The organism is Anaerostipes hominis (ex Lee et al. 2021) (genome assembly GCF_002270485.1).
GTDB classification, from domain to species: domain Bacteria; phylum Bacillota; class Clostridia; order Lachnospirales; family Lachnospiraceae; genus Anaerostipes; species Anaerostipes hominis.
This window is the reverse complement of record NZ_NQOG01000002.1, coordinates 126,125-141,978: the sequence shown is the minus strand read 5'-3', so window position 1 is coordinate 141,978 and position 15,854 is coordinate 126,125. Positions and strand designations below refer to the sequence as shown.

At 46.9% G+C, this 15,854-nt stretch carries 16 protein-coding genes, 1 tRNA gene, 1 pseudogene and 1 riboswitch; of the genes and pseudogenes, 2 read left to right on the top strand and 16 right to left on the bottom strand.

Going from position 1 to position 15,854, the window contains the following annotated elements:
* Window positions 1–275 precede the first annotated feature (275 nt).
* From CI597_RS03145 to CI597_RS03130, 4 genes are all read right to left on the bottom strand, one after another.
* Window positions 276–854, bottom strand: coding sequence for a Maf family protein (locus tag CI597_RS03145; RefSeq protein ID WP_024728191.1), 579 nt, complete (start codon window positions 852–854; stop codon window positions 276–278).
* Between the two features lie 116 nt (window positions 855–970).
* Window positions 971–1,537 carry a pyridoxal 5'-phosphate synthase glutaminase subunit PdxT gene (pdxT, locus tag CI597_RS03140; protein WP_024728192.1) on the bottom strand — a complete coding sequence of 189 codons (567 nt, stop codon included), beginning with the start codon at window positions 1,535–1,537 and terminating at the stop codon, window positions 971–973.
* Window positions 1,537–2,412: a pyridoxal 5'-phosphate synthase lyase subunit PdxS gene (pdxS, locus tag CI597_RS03135; protein WP_024728193.1), complete on the bottom strand. Its 876-nt coding sequence runs from the start codon at window positions 2,410–2,412 to the stop codon at window positions 1,537–1,539. Before pdxS ends, pdxT begins: the two co-directional genes overlap by 1 nt.
* A gap of 287 nt (window positions 2,413–2,699) precedes the next feature.
* The gene (locus CI597_RS03130) at window positions 2,700–4,112 is read right to left on the bottom strand and encodes an alanine/glycine:cation symporter family protein (RefSeq protein WP_095142875.1); all 1,413 of its coding nucleotides are present in this window, start codon (window positions 4,110–4,112) and stop codon (window positions 2,700–2,702) included.
* A gap of 316 nt (window positions 4,113–4,428) precedes the next feature.
* A riboswitch (glycine riboswitch) is annotated at window positions 4,429–4,522 on the bottom strand.
* A 124-nt stretch (window positions 4,523–4,646) separates the two neighbouring features.
* On the opposite strand from CI597_RS03130, the gene CI597_RS03125 reads away from it, so the two are divergent.
* Entirely contained in the window at window positions 4,647–5,153 is a 507-nt protein-coding gene (locus tag CI597_RS03125; protein WP_081723867.1) for a DNA-deoxyinosine glycosylase, read from the top strand.
* 14 nt (window positions 5,154–5,167) lie between these two features.
* Here CI597_RS03125 and CI597_RS18350 read toward each other — a convergent pair.
* The 7 genes and pseudogenes from CI597_RS18350 to CI597_RS03090 form a co-directional block, all read right to left on the bottom strand.
* A pseudogene (locus CI597_RS18350) lies at window positions 5,168–5,821 on the bottom strand (metallophosphoesterase); the annotation flags it as partial.
* A 333-nt stretch (window positions 5,822–6,154) separates the two neighbouring features.
* On the bottom strand, window positions 6,155–7,288 hold the full coding sequence (locus tag CI597_RS03115; protein WP_024728195.1) for an aminotransferase class V-fold PLP-dependent enzyme: 1,134 nt from the start codon (window positions 7,286–7,288) through the stop codon (window positions 6,155–6,157).
* 19 nt (window positions 7,289–7,307) lie between these two features.
* Window positions 7,308–7,928 carry a sulfurtransferase-like selenium metabolism protein YedF gene (gene yedF / locus CI597_RS03110; protein WP_024728196.1) on the bottom strand — a complete coding sequence of 207 codons (621 nt, stop codon included), beginning with the start codon at window positions 7,926–7,928 and terminating at the stop codon, window positions 7,308–7,310.
* A 15-nt stretch (window positions 7,929–7,943) separates the two neighbouring features.
* Window positions 7,944–8,969 (bottom strand): selenide, water dikinase SelD, encoded by a 1,026-nt coding sequence (selD, locus tag CI597_RS03105; RefSeq protein ID WP_024728197.1) that lies wholly within the window; start codon window positions 8,967–8,969, stop codon window positions 7,944–7,946.
* A gap of 10 nt (window positions 8,970–8,979) precedes the next feature.
* Window positions 8,980–9,216, bottom strand: coding sequence for a DUF3343 domain-containing protein (locus CI597_RS03100; protein WP_024728198.1), 237 nt, complete (start codon window positions 9,214–9,216; stop codon window positions 8,980–8,982).
* Window positions 9,213–9,893: an MBL fold metallo-hydrolase gene (locus CI597_RS03095; RefSeq protein WP_024728199.1), complete on the bottom strand. Its 681-nt coding sequence runs from the start codon at window positions 9,891–9,893 to the stop codon at window positions 9,213–9,215. The genes CI597_RS03100 and CI597_RS03095 overlap by 4 nt, the downstream gene beginning before the upstream one ends.
* 3 nt (window positions 9,894–9,896) lie before the next feature.
* Entirely contained in the window at window positions 9,897–10,799 is a 903-nt protein-coding gene (locus CI597_RS03090; RefSeq protein ID WP_024728200.1) for a deoxyribonuclease IV, read from the bottom strand.
* Between the two features lie 146 nt (window positions 10,800–10,945).
* Between CI597_RS03090 and CI597_RS03085 the strand changes: the two genes are divergently transcribed.
* Window positions 10,946–11,030: transfer RNA gene (locus CI597_RS03085), tRNA-Leu, on the top strand.
* Between the two features lie 282 nt (window positions 11,031–11,312).
* On the opposite strand, the gene CI597_RS03075 is transcribed toward CI597_RS03085, so the two are convergent.
* Genes CI597_RS03075 through CI597_RS03055 form a run of 5 tightly spaced genes read right to left on the bottom strand, consistent with a single transcriptional unit; the run spans window position 11,313 to window position 15,835 of the window.
* Entirely contained in the window at window positions 11,313–11,666 is a 354-nt protein-coding gene (locus CI597_RS03075; RefSeq protein ID WP_024728201.1) for a PTS glucitol/sorbitol transporter subunit IIA, read from the bottom strand.
* Between the two features lie 17 nt (window positions 11,667–11,683).
* The gene (locus CI597_RS03070) at window positions 11,684–12,598 is read right to left on the bottom strand and encodes a sugar phosphate isomerase/epimerase family protein (protein ID WP_024728202.1); all 915 of its coding nucleotides are present in this window, start codon (window positions 12,596–12,598) and stop codon (window positions 11,684–11,686) included.
* A gap of 27 nt (window positions 12,599–12,625) precedes the next feature.
* Window positions 12,626–13,519 (bottom strand): myo-inosose-2 dehydratase, encoded by an 894-nt coding sequence (gene iolE, locus CI597_RS03065; protein WP_024728203.1) that lies wholly within the window; start codon window positions 13,517–13,519, stop codon window positions 12,626–12,628.
* 24 nt (window positions 13,520–13,543) lie between these two features.
* The gene (locus CI597_RS03060) at window positions 13,544–14,977 is read right to left on the bottom strand and encodes an MFS transporter (protein ID WP_024728204.1); all 1,434 of its coding nucleotides are present in this window, start codon (window positions 14,975–14,977) and stop codon (window positions 13,544–13,546) included.
* Between the two features lie 24 nt (window positions 14,978–15,001).
* Window positions 15,002–15,835 carry a sugar phosphate isomerase/epimerase family protein gene (locus tag CI597_RS03055; protein WP_024728205.1) on the bottom strand — a complete coding sequence of 278 codons (834 nt, stop codon included), beginning with the start codon at window positions 15,833–15,835 and terminating at the stop codon, window positions 15,002–15,004.
* Window positions 15,836–15,854 lie beyond the last annotated feature (19 nt).

The window sequence follows — 15,854 nt, the reverse complement described above, 5'->3', positions numbered from 1 at the left end:
GCCGCAGCCGAAGGTTTTTTACTATTCAATTCATATACTTCTTAACTCTGCAGATCCAAAAGCCATCTCTTCTTCTGTTCATCATTTGTTGCGGTCCAGATGGATATCCCGGATGATCTTCATATCAATCTTGAGATATTGGGCTGTCACTACAAACACAAGAATCTTGTTAAATTTGTTGGAAAATGAAAACAGCTGATCTGGCTTCCGTTTTTTGCAGCTTTCGGAGTGTACATCTTATTACCGTAAACATCAAAAAAAACAACAGCCAGACTTTACGTCCGGCTGCTGCTTCGCTCATCCCATTTTTTTAATACCTGAAGAAAGCTGGCGACAGGAAATCCTACTACATTGTAGTAGTCTCCTTCGATTCTGCGAATGAAACGCGCCGCCCTGCCCTGAATTCCGTAAGCTCCGGCTTTATCCATCGGTTCTCCCGTCTCAATATAGCATCTGATCTCATCTTCTGAAACAGGATAAAAGAAGACGGATGTCTCTTCGTAAAAAACATGTTTCTTTCCCCCGCAGATACACGCAACACCTGTATACACCTGATGTCTGCTTCCGCTGAGCATGCGGAGCATCCGGGCAGCATCATCCTTATTCTCAGGTTTTCCGAGTATACTGCCCTCCATGGCAACTACGGTATCAGCGCCTACAACCATACAGTCTCCGTCAACACGGCCAGCTATATCTTCCGCTTTTTGAAGAGCCAGCTCCATCACCGCATCTTTCGGTTCCTGCTTTGTGATCACTTCCTCTTTTGTGCTCGGGATCACCTCAAAATCGAGTCCTGCCTGCTTCAGTATCTCCCTGCGCCTCGGAGATGCGGATGCCAGTATTAATGTTTTCATTCTTTCTCCTCTTTTCTGATGGACTAAGCGGGCAAGCCCGCTTCATCTTCCCATTCTTTCTCTCTTTGAAGGACTTTGAAGCTTATTATAATGCAGCAGAGCCTGCTTGTCGACCGTTAAGCCTCTTTTATCATACCAAGGAAATACCGGTGGACGGTATTGTCTTCATCCAGTTCGGGATGAAAAGCCGTGACCAGCTGATTATCCTGTCTGGCAGCTGTGATCTTTCCTCCCGATAAGGCCAAAACCTTAACTCCATTTCCCGTCTCTTCAATATAGGGTGCGCGGATAAACGTCACGGGAATTTTTCCTTCTTCCCCAAACTGTTCTTCTGTTCGGAAACTTCCGAGCTGGCGTCCATAGGCATTTCTCCTGGCTGTGATATCCATCGTCGCAAGATAAGCGCTCTCCCCTTTTATCCTTTGAGCCATCAAAATCAGCCCGGCGCAGGTTCCAAAAGCCGGAAGCCCGTTTATGATCATATTTCTAATCTGATCGGCCATCTCAAGATCCCGCAGAAGCTTTCCCATGACCGTGCTCTCTCCTCCCGGAAGGATGATTCCGTCCATCTGGTTTTCTAAGTCTTTCTTCCTCCGTATTTCAAAACTCCGTACACCCAGTCCGTCCAGCTTCCTGCGGTGTTCCGTAAATGCTCCCTGTAAAGCCAGTACTCCGATCCTCATTACCGGCCTCTTTCTGCCATCAAAAGCTGAATCTCATCTTCATTGATGCCCACCATGGCTTCTCCCAGATCTGTGGATAATTCAGCAAGTATCTTCGGGTCACGGAAATTCGTAACGGCCTTTACAATAGACTGTGCACGCTTTCTGGGATCACCCGATTTAAAAATACCGGAGCCAACGAAAACTCCTTCCGCCCCAAGCTGCATCATCAGAGCCGCATCCGCCGGAGTCGCCACCCCGCCCGCCGCAAAATTGACTACGGGAAGCCTGCCGTCTTCGTGCACTTTCAGCACCAATTCGTAAGGTACTCCAAGTTTTTTTGCCTCGTCGAATAATTCGTCTTCCGACATAGAGGCAATCCTTCTGATGTCCCGGTTCATTTTCCGCATATGACGCACAGCCTGGACAACATCTCCGGTTCCCGGCTCTCCTTTGGTCCGTATCATAGATGCACCTTCATTAATCCGCCGGAGCGCTTCGCCAAGATCTTTTGCCCCGCAGACGAACGGCACATGAAACTTCGTCTTATCAATGTGATATACATCGTCGGCCGGCGAAAGCACCTCGCTCTCATCAATATAGTCGATCTCAATCGCCTCCAGTATCTGTGCCTCCGCAAAATGCCCGATTCTAACTTTTGCCATCACGGGGATGGATACCGCTTCCTGAATCCCTCTGATCATTTTCGGATCGCTCATTCTGGACACGCCTCCGGCTGCACGGATGTCTGCCGGAATCCTTTCCAGTGCCATGACCGCACAGGCCCCGGCCTCCTCTGCTGTTTTTGCCTGCTCGGGAGTCGTCACGTCCATAATGACTCCTCCTTTTAACATCTGTGCCAACTGTTTATTTAACTGGTAACGCTCATTATTCATTTCTGAAATCCTCCAAATGCAAACTATTTAAATATGTTATTATATCAGCCTGATATAGTAATTCATTATACAGTTTGCTGGTACTATATAAATATCCAGTTTTTATTTTTTTGACAGGGCCAGTTTTTAATATTATAATTGACCGCTATTCCAGTGCTCCTTTAACTTTCTTTTTGCGCCCGCAGAGTCTGGCTTCCGCATTGTTTACTTGATTTGCGTATGCAGAATTCGTCCATCGACAAAAAGATATCTTCATTAATTATACGAAGATATCTTTTTACAGTTCTTTATTCTTTATTCGATTTTATTTTGTTAAAATAGGCTTTTGTCTCTGCGATAACGACCGGACTTAATGCCGCCAAAGCGATCAAGTTTGGAAGTGCCATCAGCGCGTTAAAGATATCTGCGATCTTCCATACTGCTTCCACCGTCATAAATGGTCCGATAAACACAGCCAGAATATATAGATACCGGTATCCCATAACGATCTTCATTCTGCCGTTTGTGAGGTATTCCAGACACCGTTCCCCGTAATAATTCCACCCGAGAATTGTGGTAAATGCGAAAAACACAAGGCAGAGCATCAAGATGAAGGATGGCACGACCGGTGGAAACGGCATTTCCATCTGGAACGCTTTTGTGGTAACTTCCACTCCCTCAAGCCCTACATTCCATGTACCGGAGATGACAATGCTGAGCCCGGTCATCGTACAGATCACAATTGTGTCGATAAATGTTCCTGTCATGGACACAAGTCCCTGGCGCACCGGCTCTTTTGTCTGGGCTGCAGCTGCCGCGATCGGCGCGCTGCCAAGGCCCGCCTCATTGGAAAAAATACCTCTTGCAATCCCGGACTGCATGGCAGCCAGCATCGTTCCGAGAGCTCCGCCTGCCATTGCCTTGACTCCGAATGCACTTTTTACCACAAGTGCGATCGCCGCAGGTACTTCCTGTATATTAAAAATGATGATACTCAGCGCAGCAAGAACGTAAGCCACCGCCATAAACGGCACGACTACCTGGGAAACAGCCGCGATCCTTTTGATCCCTCCGAGAACTACTGCCGCAACACAGAGCGTAATGATCACGCTGGCAACAAGCACCATATAGGAATAGTCTTTTCCGAACAGGGAGATCACATGGGCATTGTTTGGATCAAAGAAATTTTTGACTGCTCCTGAAATACCGTTCACCTGTGTGAATGTTCCGATTCCGAACAGGCCGACGCCCGCTCCGAAAAAAGCAAAAATCTTGGCCAGCGGCCTCCATTTGCGCCCCATACCATTTTCTATGTAATAGAACGGCCCGCCGAGCACGTGGCCCTTCTCATCGATGGTCCGGTATTTGATCGCCAAAAGGCCTTCCGCATATTTCGTGGCCATGCCGAAAAATGCCGCCAGGATCATCCAGAACAAAGCTCCCGGTCCCCCGGCACAAAGCGCCGTCGCTACTCCAACGATATTTCCGGTACCGATCGTTGCAGAAAGGGCCGTACAGAGAGCACCAAAACTGGTGACTTCCCCGGAGCCTCCCTCCTCATTTTTCACCATATATTTTAATGCTCTGGGGAGATGCCTGATCTGTAAAAGCCTCAGACGCATGGTGAGATAAATACCCACAGATAAAATGAGGACGATCAGCGGTATCCCCCAAACTACATCGTCAAGCCAGATAATAAAATTGTTCAATTGTGTCAGCATGTTTCCTTCTCCTCTTTCGTTTCCTGTATTCTTTTCATTAAAAATTCATGGAGAACTCTTTATGGAAGAACTTAGTGGGCAAACCCACTTTAACTCCCCAGCACCTCAATCTTTGAGGGGCTTGCCCACTTTGCGTGCCAGATGCGATTTGACGTAGCCAAATAATTTTCTTACGCATCTGTGTACAACCCGCGGAGCGTTTTTATTTCACAGGGAAGGTCGTAGAACTTTCTTATGGAATAAAAAAAGCCAAACCCAAAGTTTGACTAAGAAAGAGTAAGCAAATATACAGTACACCGAAAACGTGCCGCACGATTATGTCTGCTCTGTCCTTTTGCCTGAGAGATAAACAGCTTGCGCTGCCGTACACCTTCGGCGCTCTTTCTTTGAGACTCTCCAGAGTGTATATAGTATCTATACATACGTTAAGATATTAACATACCTTGTTTTGCAAGGCAAGAAAATCTTACCTTGAATCCGTGAAAAAAATCCATTACCATTAGAAATAAAGAAAATCAGAAAGGAAACTCCCCGATGGAACACATGATACATGAAATAAAGCCAGTTTTTAACGACAAATCCAGAATCCTGATCTTAGGAAGCTTCCCCTCTGTAAAATCCAGAGAAGGGCAGTTTTTCTACCATCACCCTCAGAACCGCTTCTGGAAAGTGCTTGCCGCTTCGCTCTCCCAGCCTGTTCCCGCCACCGTAGAGGAGAAAACCCTCTTTCTCCTGTCCAATCACATAGCGGTCTGGGATGTAATCGCATCCTGCGACATCCGGGGTTCCAGCGACAGCTCAATCCGTAACGTGACCCCAAACGATCTGACCAATCTGCTTTCCCTTGCCCCCATCCGCAGCATTTACACCAACGGCGGAACTTCCCACAAGTTATTCTGTAAACACATTGAGTCTTCTCTCGGAAGATCTGCCGTCAAGCTTCCATCTACGAGTCCGGCCAATGCGGCATGGACACTGGAACGTCTTGTCAGTGTGTGGGGACCCGCCATCCGCGAAGGTTTATTTCCCGGAAATATCTGACCGTCGTGGGTATGTCCGGACAGGTCCAGATCGGCGCCAGCCTCCGACAACTGTTTAAACTCTTTCGGCTCATGATCCATGACGATGACCGGTTTTGTCAGGTCGCAATCTTTCAGCAAATCTTTTGCTCCCCTGCGCAGTTCTCCTATTTTCCGTGCTTTTGAAGAATCTTTCCTGCCCGCCAGATAAAACGCCCCGTCAATCAGGATTGTCTTGTCATCCAAAAGTCTGATCCCCGACCGGGATAAAAGTTCTTCCATCTGTCTGTCATTATCAGATGCTTTTTTTGTGCCGAACGTAAAGCCTCCGAGGATTTTTTCGCCTATATCGTGATTTCCCCAGCACGCATATGTACCGTAAGTACTCTGTATTTTCCCAAGCTCCTTCTCTATCTTTTCCGGATCTTTTACCGCCCTGTATTCATTGTCAAAAATGTCTCCCGCAATACAGACCAGATCAGGCTTCCCCTGATTAATCTGTTTTACAATCTTTTTCACCTGAGAAAGTCCGCTGTTATAGCCGAGATGCAGATCTGCAACTAAGGCGACTCTGAGCTCCTTTCTGCCTGCACAGGCTTTGTCCACCGTCACTACATAGTCAGTAGTATCAATATGTCTGGCATGGATACTGCCGTAAACCGTAAAAACCAAGACCGCTGCTAAAATCATCACTCCTGCCGCCGCCAATATACTCTGGTCTTTCTTCGGGATGAAAAGTCCGATCAGATCACCGGCCGCTGCCAAAAAAAGGGCACAGAAAAAAATTCCGATCCAGTAATTACTCAGGATTTTAAAAATCCTCTGAAGCCGCGACTGGGGCAGCACAAATGCGATCAAAAGGGAAAAACCCGTGATCCAGTACAGGATTCTGTAACAAAAACGAATCTTGTCCGGATGGATAATATGAATACATACGGTAAGCCAGCTAAAGCTCCGCTTATATAGATAATAATTCAGCGCCAGGTAAAACGGCGCCAATATCACTGCCAGCATACCTTTTCCTCAACTTTCTGCAATCTCTCTTACTGCCTCCACTGCCTTTTCTGTCTGTTCTCTTGTATTAAAGCTGGAAAAGCTGAACCGGACCATTCCCTGCTCCTTTGTCCCAAAGGCTTCATGCATCAGCGGCGCACAGTGTCCTCCGGATCTTGTACAGATCCCGTATTCCTCTGTCAGCCAGCAGCTTACTTCTCCGGAACGCATCTCTTTTATATTCAGGCTCACAATCGGCGCCCTCTCCTCTTTTGTAAAATCACCATACAGAGTAACCCCCGGTATCTCACGGACGCCTTTATAAAACATATCGGCCAGGCACTGTTCTTTCTGCCGAAGCTTTTCCATGCCCTGTGACCTGATATAATCGATGCCGGCTCCCAGCCCGGCGATACCATGGCCGTTTAAAGTACCGGCTTCCAATCTCTCCGGCATCTGCTCCGGCTGTCCTCTGTCAAAGGTTTTGATCCCGCTGCCCCCTGTTTTTAAAGGGGCTATGAGAAGTCCCTGCCGCACTGCCATGCCTCCGGTTCCCTGGGGTCCAAGCAGACTTTTATGCCCTGTAAAACAAAAGACGTCCACATGGTCTTTGACAAGATCAACAGGAAAAACACCTGCGGTCTGTGCACCGTCCACGATCATCAGAATTCCCCTCTCATGAGCCAGTCTTCCGATCTCGCGGATGTCCGTCAGATTGCCGGTCAGATTCGACGCATGGGTGCAGACTACGGCTCTTGTGTTTTTCTGAAACAAGGACTCTATATCCTGGGCACTCACATTTCCCAGTTCATCACATCCCGCAGCGGAGAACTCCACTCCCTGCTGTTCCAGACGGTACAGAGGCCGCAGTACGCTGTTGTGTTCCAGCACGGTTGTCACCGCATGATCTCCTGGCCGGAGCAGTCCGCAGAGGACAGTGTTCAGACTCTCCGTTACATTGGATGTAAATACGATCTGAGAAGTCCCGCATCCAAACATATTTCCAAGCTTTTCCCTCACTTCGTATATAGTTCTGGAAGCATCCAAAGACGCACCATGAAGCCCTCTGGAGCTGTTTCCCATATGCCGGACGGCCTCCGCCACCGCAAGCGCCACGGATTCCGGGCGGTAATAGCTGGTGGCCGCACTGTCAAAATAAATCATAAATACCTCCCGGCTGCCTTTAAGGCTTAATGATCTGCGATGCCTGCATCATTGTCTCCGCAATCATATACATATTTGTCACCTCTCCCACGGCAAGCTGTTCTTCCAGACCGTAGTGGTTCAGACAGGTTCCGCAGGTAAGAATCTCAGTTCCGCCTTCCTCCAGAGTTTTTAAATCCTTTAATGCATCAGACCCCTCGCAGGAAAGCTTCGCGCCATTATTAAACAAGAGCATCCTGTCCGGCTTTTGGTCCAGCTGGGTCAGCGCAAAGACAAACCCTTTCATGAGCATCTTCCCAAGGACCTCATCTCCCTCTCCCATCTTATCTGAAGAAAGTACGACAACCGTGTCCCCTGTTCTTTCCCGAATATTATCAGTTCTTTTCCCGGTTTCTTCCGCAGTTTGTTCCTTGTCTGCGGTTCCCACTGTCATTCTTACTTCATACGTGTTTTTGCCTGTCTCTCTGGACACAAAACCGTATTGCTTCTGCACTGCCAGCTTTGACAGGTTCTGGACTGCAATATCATTGTCTACGACCACCGTGACTGTTCCGCCTTCCGGTGTTTCTTCCAAAGCCTTCTTTGCCAGGATCACCGGCATTGGGCACTGTTTTCCGACAGCATCAATTCTTTTTTCCATCTTTCTTCCTTTCCCTTAGTAAACAAGAATCTTTTTCTCTCTCCGTTTTGTGATCCTGCCCACAGCGGCACACGGCAGGCCGAGTTTTTTTAACTTTCCCAGCGCGCTCTGTGCATCTTCCGGCCGAATGCCTGCCAGAAGCCCTCCTGAAGTCTGAGGATCAAACAGGATTTCCTCCATCCAGAACGGAACATCTGAAAACCACACATCACTTCCGACCGAATTTCTGTTTCTCTGTCCCGCCGCGGTCAGATAAAATTCATCTGCATACCGCGCCGCATCCTCAATATATGGGATTTGGGAAGAGTCGATTTCGGCCGTATACTGTTCTTCGATCATTTCATCCAGATGTTTTAAAAACCCGAAGCCCGTTACATCTGTACAGCCATGGACCTCATATCCCGAAAGAATTTCTGCCGCATATTTATTCAATGTCGTCATAGAATTCACCGCCTGTTCATACGCCGCAGCAGAAGCCGCCTTCATCTGGTTCGCCGCCAGCACAATGCCGACCCCCAGAGGTTTTGTCAGCAGAAGGATATCCCCTTCCCTGACTCCGTTATTTGCATAGACTCTGCCGGGATGAATGGTCCCCATGACCGACAGGCCGTACTTTACATCCTCATCCGCAATAGAATGACCTCCCGCCAGCGTTCCTCCTGCTTCCTGGACCTTGGAATTCCCGCCGAGCAGGATTTCTCCCAAAATGTTTAAATCCATCTTTTCCGGAAAACACACGATATTCAGGGCAGTCTTCACCGTACCGCCCATGGCATAAATATCACTCAGTGCATTGGCAGCGGCGATCTGTCCGAATATATAAGGGTCCTCCACCATAGGCGGAAAAAAATCCAGTGTCTGCACCACGGCCAGATCATCGCTGAGTCTGTAAACCGCCGCATCATCCACATGGTCAAACCCAATCAGCAGATTGTCATCCTTTTTCTTGGGGAGCCTGCTCAAAACGTGCTCTAACACCCCGGGGCCCAGTTTCGCCGTACAGCCGCCGCTTTTGCAAAACACAATATTCTCTTCACTCATAGAACTCTCCTTACAACAAAATCCGGTAAATTCCTTCCGTCTCAATGGACTGCCCGTTAAGAACTTCTTTCACCGCAGCCTCCTCTTCCGGCTCTGCGCACCAGGCCATTCCGCAGCCCGCCGTAATAGAGGGAGGAACCGCGATCAGCCTTCCTCCCACACCCCGCTGCCTGCAGTACTTCTCCATCGCCATGGCATTGGTAGTATTGGGAAACGCAACTACCAGCCTTAAGCTCTTTTCTCTCATAGAATAAACTCTTCCCCGGCCTTTGTGATCTCTCTGACGATGCCCTGATAAGCCCGTCCGTCATCACAGTTCAGATAATGCCTGGAGATCTTATACTCTCCGAATGCGTGCATCGGGAACACAGCTTTCGGATGAATCTCTTTCATGAAATAATTGATCCCTTTACAGTATTTATCCTCCTGTCTAGGATCAAGGAGAAGAAATGCCAGATCGATCTCTCTTCCTCTAAGGCGGGCCACTTCTTCTTTATAGGTCCGGATCATAAATTCATTGTCCTCCTCCGGTTCCCCGTTCCAGTACCACCAGTTTAAATCTCCTGCATGATAAATCGTCCTGCCCTCGGCAGTAACCAGGAATGCAACGCCTTCGTCATTGGACTTCAGCGTCTCGATCCGAACGGAACCGACCATCCGGTCTTCATGTTCTCTGATCTTTGTGATATTTTGAGAAGCTTTTGCCGGGATATCATCGGATAAAATATATCTTACATTCGGGTATTTCTCTTCCAGATCAAAAATCCTGCGACAAAAATGGTCCGGATGGCTGTGGGAAGCAAACACATAAAGCTCTTTGTCTTTAGGTATCTCCGGAAATGCTCCTTTATAGTAGTCAAACAGCAAAACCGTCCGGTCAAGTTCCACACAAAAACCGCTGTGTTCAATAAATGTAACTTTCATTGCCTATTTACCTCCTGTCTCTAAAATCTTTTCTTTCAGACTCGGATCAAATGTCCCATTTTTGAGCATCTCGATCTCATATTTGTACGGAGGATAAGAATTTTTGGTCCCTTCCTCTTTAATATACGGAGTCTCCAAAATCTTCGGCACCTGTGCGAAATCTTCATGGTGCACAATGTAATTCAGTGCATTGAAACCAATCTCCCCAAAGCCGATGTTTTCATGCCTGTCTTTCGCCGCACCCCGGGGGTTTTTACTGTCATTAATGTGAAACACCGCAATCTGATCTTTTCCTACGGCCTTATCAAAGGAATCCATGACTCCCTCAAAATCACTGACAATATCAAGCCCGCTGTCGCTTGTGTGGCAGGTATCGAAGCATACTCTTAATTTATCATTATATTTAACGCCGTCGTAGATACGCTTCAGTTCGTCAAAATTCCTTCCGACTTCACTGCCCTTTCCGGCCATGGTCTCCAGAGCCACAAAAACCGGTGTATCTTTTGTGAGAACTTCATTCAGCCCTTCAACGATACGTTCAATTCCTGCGTCCTCTCCGGCGCCCACATGAGCTCCGGGATGAAGTACCAGGGTTCTGCTTCCCATGGCACTGGTCCGCTCGATTTCAAGTGCTAAAAACTCCACCGCCAGTTCAAATGTCTCCGGCTTCACCGTATTTCCGAGATTGATGATATACGGTGCATGGACGACAAATGTTTCAATTCCTGACTCCTCCATCAGAGCTTTTGCTTCCTCAATCCTAAGCTCGCTTATATCCTTTCTCCTTGTGTTCTGCGGCGCACCTGTGTACACCATAAATGTATTGGCTCCATAAGACAATGCTTCTTTGACTGACCCAAGAAACATCTCCTTTCCTTTCATTCCCACATGTGATCCTATTAACATCTATTTTCATTCCTTTTCTATTATATTTGTAAAGCATCTCTTATTATAAATGAAACCCTCCGAAATGTAAAAGGCTTCATGTTCAGAAAAAAATACAAATTTTTATTTGCATTTCCATAAAATCCATGATATTATAACTGTGTTGTGCAGTCGTGGCGGAATTGGCATACGCGCTAGACTAAGGATCTAGTCCGGGCTAACTGGGTGCGGGTTCAAGTCCCGCCGACTGCATTCTTTTTATGTAAAAAACTGCTGTACCATTGATTTTTCATCATCGGTACAGCAGTTTTTTCTATATTTCCGTCTTAAATTTCACCGTTCCAGGCATGAACTAAAATATCCTTTAATACCAAACCCGCGTCTGTGTCATTATATCCATAGTCTCTTTTTAAACTTTCCAGCATCCGTTTCATTTCATCTTCATGACTCTTATATCTCCTTCTCATTTAGTATAAGACGATAGGAAAACGAATGCCACCAAAGATACTGTTCAATTCTTCACTTTTTCTCTTTTTATTCTATAATAGAAATCCGGCTTCCCGCTTTCAGTTCCGGCATCCTGCTCTTTTCCACACAGATGCTCCCCGGGAGGCATTCTCTGTCTTCGTGAAAGAATACTGTCAAATGCCCGAGTTTCCCAAGATTCTCTGCCGCAATGCTGCCGACTTCTGTAATCCTATACTCGTTTCCGTCAATGACCAGTCTGCTGCCCGGCTTTATTTCTCCCATGACAGGATTCACTTCGACAAAATAACAAAAGTCTTTAAGGCTTACAAGAGCCGGCTCACCGAATGTTATGAAAAATCCTTTTTTAGCAAATGCCGCCACATCACTTCCTGCAGCTTTCACTGTTGTATGGTAGATCATAATTTATCACCCTTTCTTTAGAGAAGCTCCCGCTCAATGCGTTCTCTTGCTTCCGGCGCCTGTTTCTCCATCTTTTCCGGAAACCCGAACATGGATACACATGCGATATTGTCTCCTCCGGCTTTCGGTGCATTTTCTTTCAGCTGTTTATTGGCAAAATCCATCTCTCTCAATGTCTCAAAGATTCCTTCAAAATCCACGTCTCCCTCGCCCATAGCCAAATGCTGGTGGATCGTCACATCGGCCCTTCCACGGCTGTTTAACCATGGCGGGTTGGCGATATAGCGGCAGTCCAGAGTCTGATTGAACGTATCTGCAAACAGTACATGGGTCAGTTCTTCTCCCGCATATTTTAACATTGATCTCACGTCACCTTTTCCCTCGTCATAGAAGAATCCGTGCGGAGAAGAATATACATATCCAAGGTTCGGAGATCGAAAGGATTTTACCAGATCACAGGTCTCATTATTCAGCTCACAGAAATCATACGGATGAGACTGGATCTCTACTCGGAGCCCTTCCCGTTCGATGATCGGGAGCAGTTCTTCGATAGACCGAAACCACATGCCGCTGCAGATCTCCTGCTGATTGGGATCACCGGAGAGTTCGGTGTTGATCACGGGCACGCCCATGTCCACGGCGATCTCGATCATCCGTTTCCAGTTGGCTACTGCTATCTTCCTCTGTTCTTCGGTCGGCCCGGACCAGCGGTACACCACGATAAAAGAGGAGATCTCCACTCCGGTTTCCCGGAGTGCCTTTCTGTATTCCGCCTCACATTCTTTGGAAAACAGAGGATGTTTATAAAACGGATTGATCCTCGGATGTGGAGACTGTTCAATGTATTTGTATCCCCAGTCTGCCACCTGATGTACCATCCGGTTAATATCCATCTGCTTTGCCAGCACATCCACGTCAAATGCTATTTTCATAGAGCAGCTACTCTCCTTTCCGACAACTTATAAACCTGTTTTTTGAGCAATGTATTTTCTTGCCTTCACTGCATATTCCAGCGGATTGGCAACGGCAGGGTCCTGCTCTGCCTCCACTACGACATATCCTTCGTATCCGCTCTTTTCGATGATGTCAAAGATTGGTGTGAAATCCACGTCTCCGTCTCCGGGAACAGTGAAGGTTCCTTTCCTGACTCCTTTTAAGAAGCTCCAGCTTTCTTTTTTTGACTGAGCCACCACATCAGAACGAAGGTCCTTCAGGTGGATATGTCTGGTTCTGTCAATATACTTCTCAAGCACTTTCACCGGGTCCATCCCTGCAAAGGAGCAGTGTCCGCTGTCAAACAGCAGGTATACAAGCTCCGGATCAACTTCTGCCATAAACCGGTCGATCTCTTCTTCCGTCTGTACGACAGTTCCCATGTGATGATGGTAGGTCAGGATCATTCCCTTTTCTTTTGCAATTTTACCTAGTTTGTTCAGTCCCTGCACGAGAAGCTTCCACTCCTCATCGTTCATTACATATTTTCCTTCAAAGATCGGATGGTCCTTTCCCTGAATGCTGTAACTCTGTTCGGACACTCCGATGACTTTTGCTCCCATTGCTTTCAGGAAATCGGTCTGTTCGATAAATTCTTTTTCTGTTTCTTCATATGGTTTGGAGATCAGGAAACTGGAAAACCAGCAGTTACAGATCTCAATTCCTCTTAAGTCCAGGGCTTTTTTCAGTTTGGTGACATTCTTCGGATATTTCCCTCCGACCTCAGACCCCGTAAATCCTGCCAAAGCCATTTCACTGACACACTGTTCAAAAGTATTTTCTTTTCCCAGATCCGGCATATCGTCATTGGTCCATCCGATCGGCGCGATTCCCAGTTTTACTTTCTTTTTATCCAGCATTTCTATCATTACCTTTCTTTATTTTTAAAGCTTCCCTGACAGCTCCCTCACGGTCAGCTCCGCTATCATTTCCTTGTACGTCTTGTCCAGCTTATAGCACAGGGCGATCAGCATCATCACGACCCATACAGCAATCGGTACATAAAGATAAGTCACCTTAATGACTGCAATGGCAGCCGGTGCCTGTTCTGCCGCTGTCTGTGCCATTCCGTTGTATCCCACATAGGATAATGCCGCTCCTAAAACTGCGTTGGTGATACCCGCTCCAAACTTCTGTCCGAAACTCATGGAAGAGAACATAAGTCCCTCAATCCGTTTTCCAGTCTTCCACTGTCCGTACTCGATCGCATCGCTCGGCAGCGAATACTGCACACCATAGAACGGTGACATTCCGATACCACGGATAATGGATGAAAAGATTGCCAGCGGCACGCTTGTGATATTAAACAGGAAAACAATCTGGCCTGCAATGCCGAGAAGGCATCCGGCTACGATCATATTTCTTTTCCCGTACTTCGGTATCAGCTTCGGCAGAAGAAGGATGACAAAGATCATCGGTACTTTCTCAGCCATGGATAACGGCATGACCAGGTTTACATCATTCAGCACATACTGACAGTAATAGGTGAGATCGATCCCAAGGATGATCTGATAGATCGTATAGAACAGCATAAGACCCAGGGAGATCAGGAAATACCGATTCTTTGCCATCAGCTTCAGCGCTGTGAATATCGGAAGTTTTTCCTCAGATTTTTCAGAAACCTTTACCCTTTCCTTACAGCAGCGGAATGTATTTAACAGAATGAGGACAGAGATGACCGAAAATACTGCTGTTACAATGATCCATGCCAGCTGGGTATTGTCGATCTTTACTGCCACCCAGTTGATGATCGGCAGTGTCAGTGCTGTGACCACCATACTTGCTGTGATGGATAAAGACATACGGATGTTGCTGATGGTTTCCCTCTCATGCTTATCACGGCTCATCAGGGAACCGAGTGTATGGAACGGCTGACTAATTCCGGTATACATTACGGTGTTAAGTAAGTTATATGTAATGAACACATAGGCTGCCTGCACTGTTTTTGTACCCTGCGGGACTGTCATCAGCAGTACCGCAGCAATGGCATAAGGAATGACCAGCCGCAAGATCCATACTCTGGACTTTCCGTACTTGGAATGAGTCCGGTCAATGATCGTTCCCATGATAACATCGGATACACCGTCAAATGCTCTGGACGCCAACATGATCATTCCTATGACTCCTGCTGAGAGTCCGATTACATTTGTATAGAAGTAAACCAGCAGAGTGTTCGCCAGAGTATATACAACCGTCAGCGCAGGATCGCCCACACAGTATGCCAGTTTTTCAGAAAGCTTTACCCTGGCAAACTCCCCTTCCAGCTCCTCAAAATTTTCTTCCACGTTCATAGTCATCTTTATTGCTTGTTCACTCATAGACATCTTTGTCCCCCTTATGCTTTATGCAAAGTATTTTGCTACAAAATCCCTTGTCACTTCAGCAGATTTCTTTACGTTCTCGTCATGGGACATTTCATAATACTCCGGACGGAATTCTTCAATAGTACATACTCCGTCAAATCCGATCTTCTTTAAGGCCGCTGCTATCCCCGCATGGTCTACCACGCCTTCTCCGGGCCACAGGCGTTTGTCATCGCCGCAGGAACCAAGAGGCAGGTCTTCACAGTCATTTAAATGATAAGCAAAAATTTTCTTTCCGTCTGCCGCTTCCAAATCTTCTAATTCAGAACACATCTCATGGAAATGGAACGTATCCACTGTAATGCCCACGTTGTCGCGGTCTGTGGCTTTCACTACATCATAAGCAGTTCCGAACTGGTTAATGGAACAGTTCGGCGCACCACAGAATTCCAGTGAAATTTTAATGTCTTCTCCGACTTTGTCTGATAAGTAGCGGAGGCGTTCCACTGCTTCTTCTTTGATCTCTGAAATACTCTTGTCTTTGACATCAAATGAAGGAACCGTGATCAGCATCTTCATGCCGATGGCTTTGCAGACTTCGATGATAAAATCTGTTTCTTCATCAATTTCTTGCACTCCTTTTTCGTCTCTCTGGTTAAAAAAGATCAAGGTATTGTAAGCCCAAGGTTTTAAATGGTGATTTTTAAACCAGTCAGCCAGTTCTTCCAGCGTGTGTTCTTTCAGATAATCCTTTATGCAGTCAAATCTGATCTCTATGTAATCAAATCCGTATTTTTCACAGGCTTCCAGATCAGCCATCAGAGACTGTCCTTTACATTCCAGTGCTGTTGCTTCATTAAATCCAATTTTCATATCTATTTCCTCCTGATTT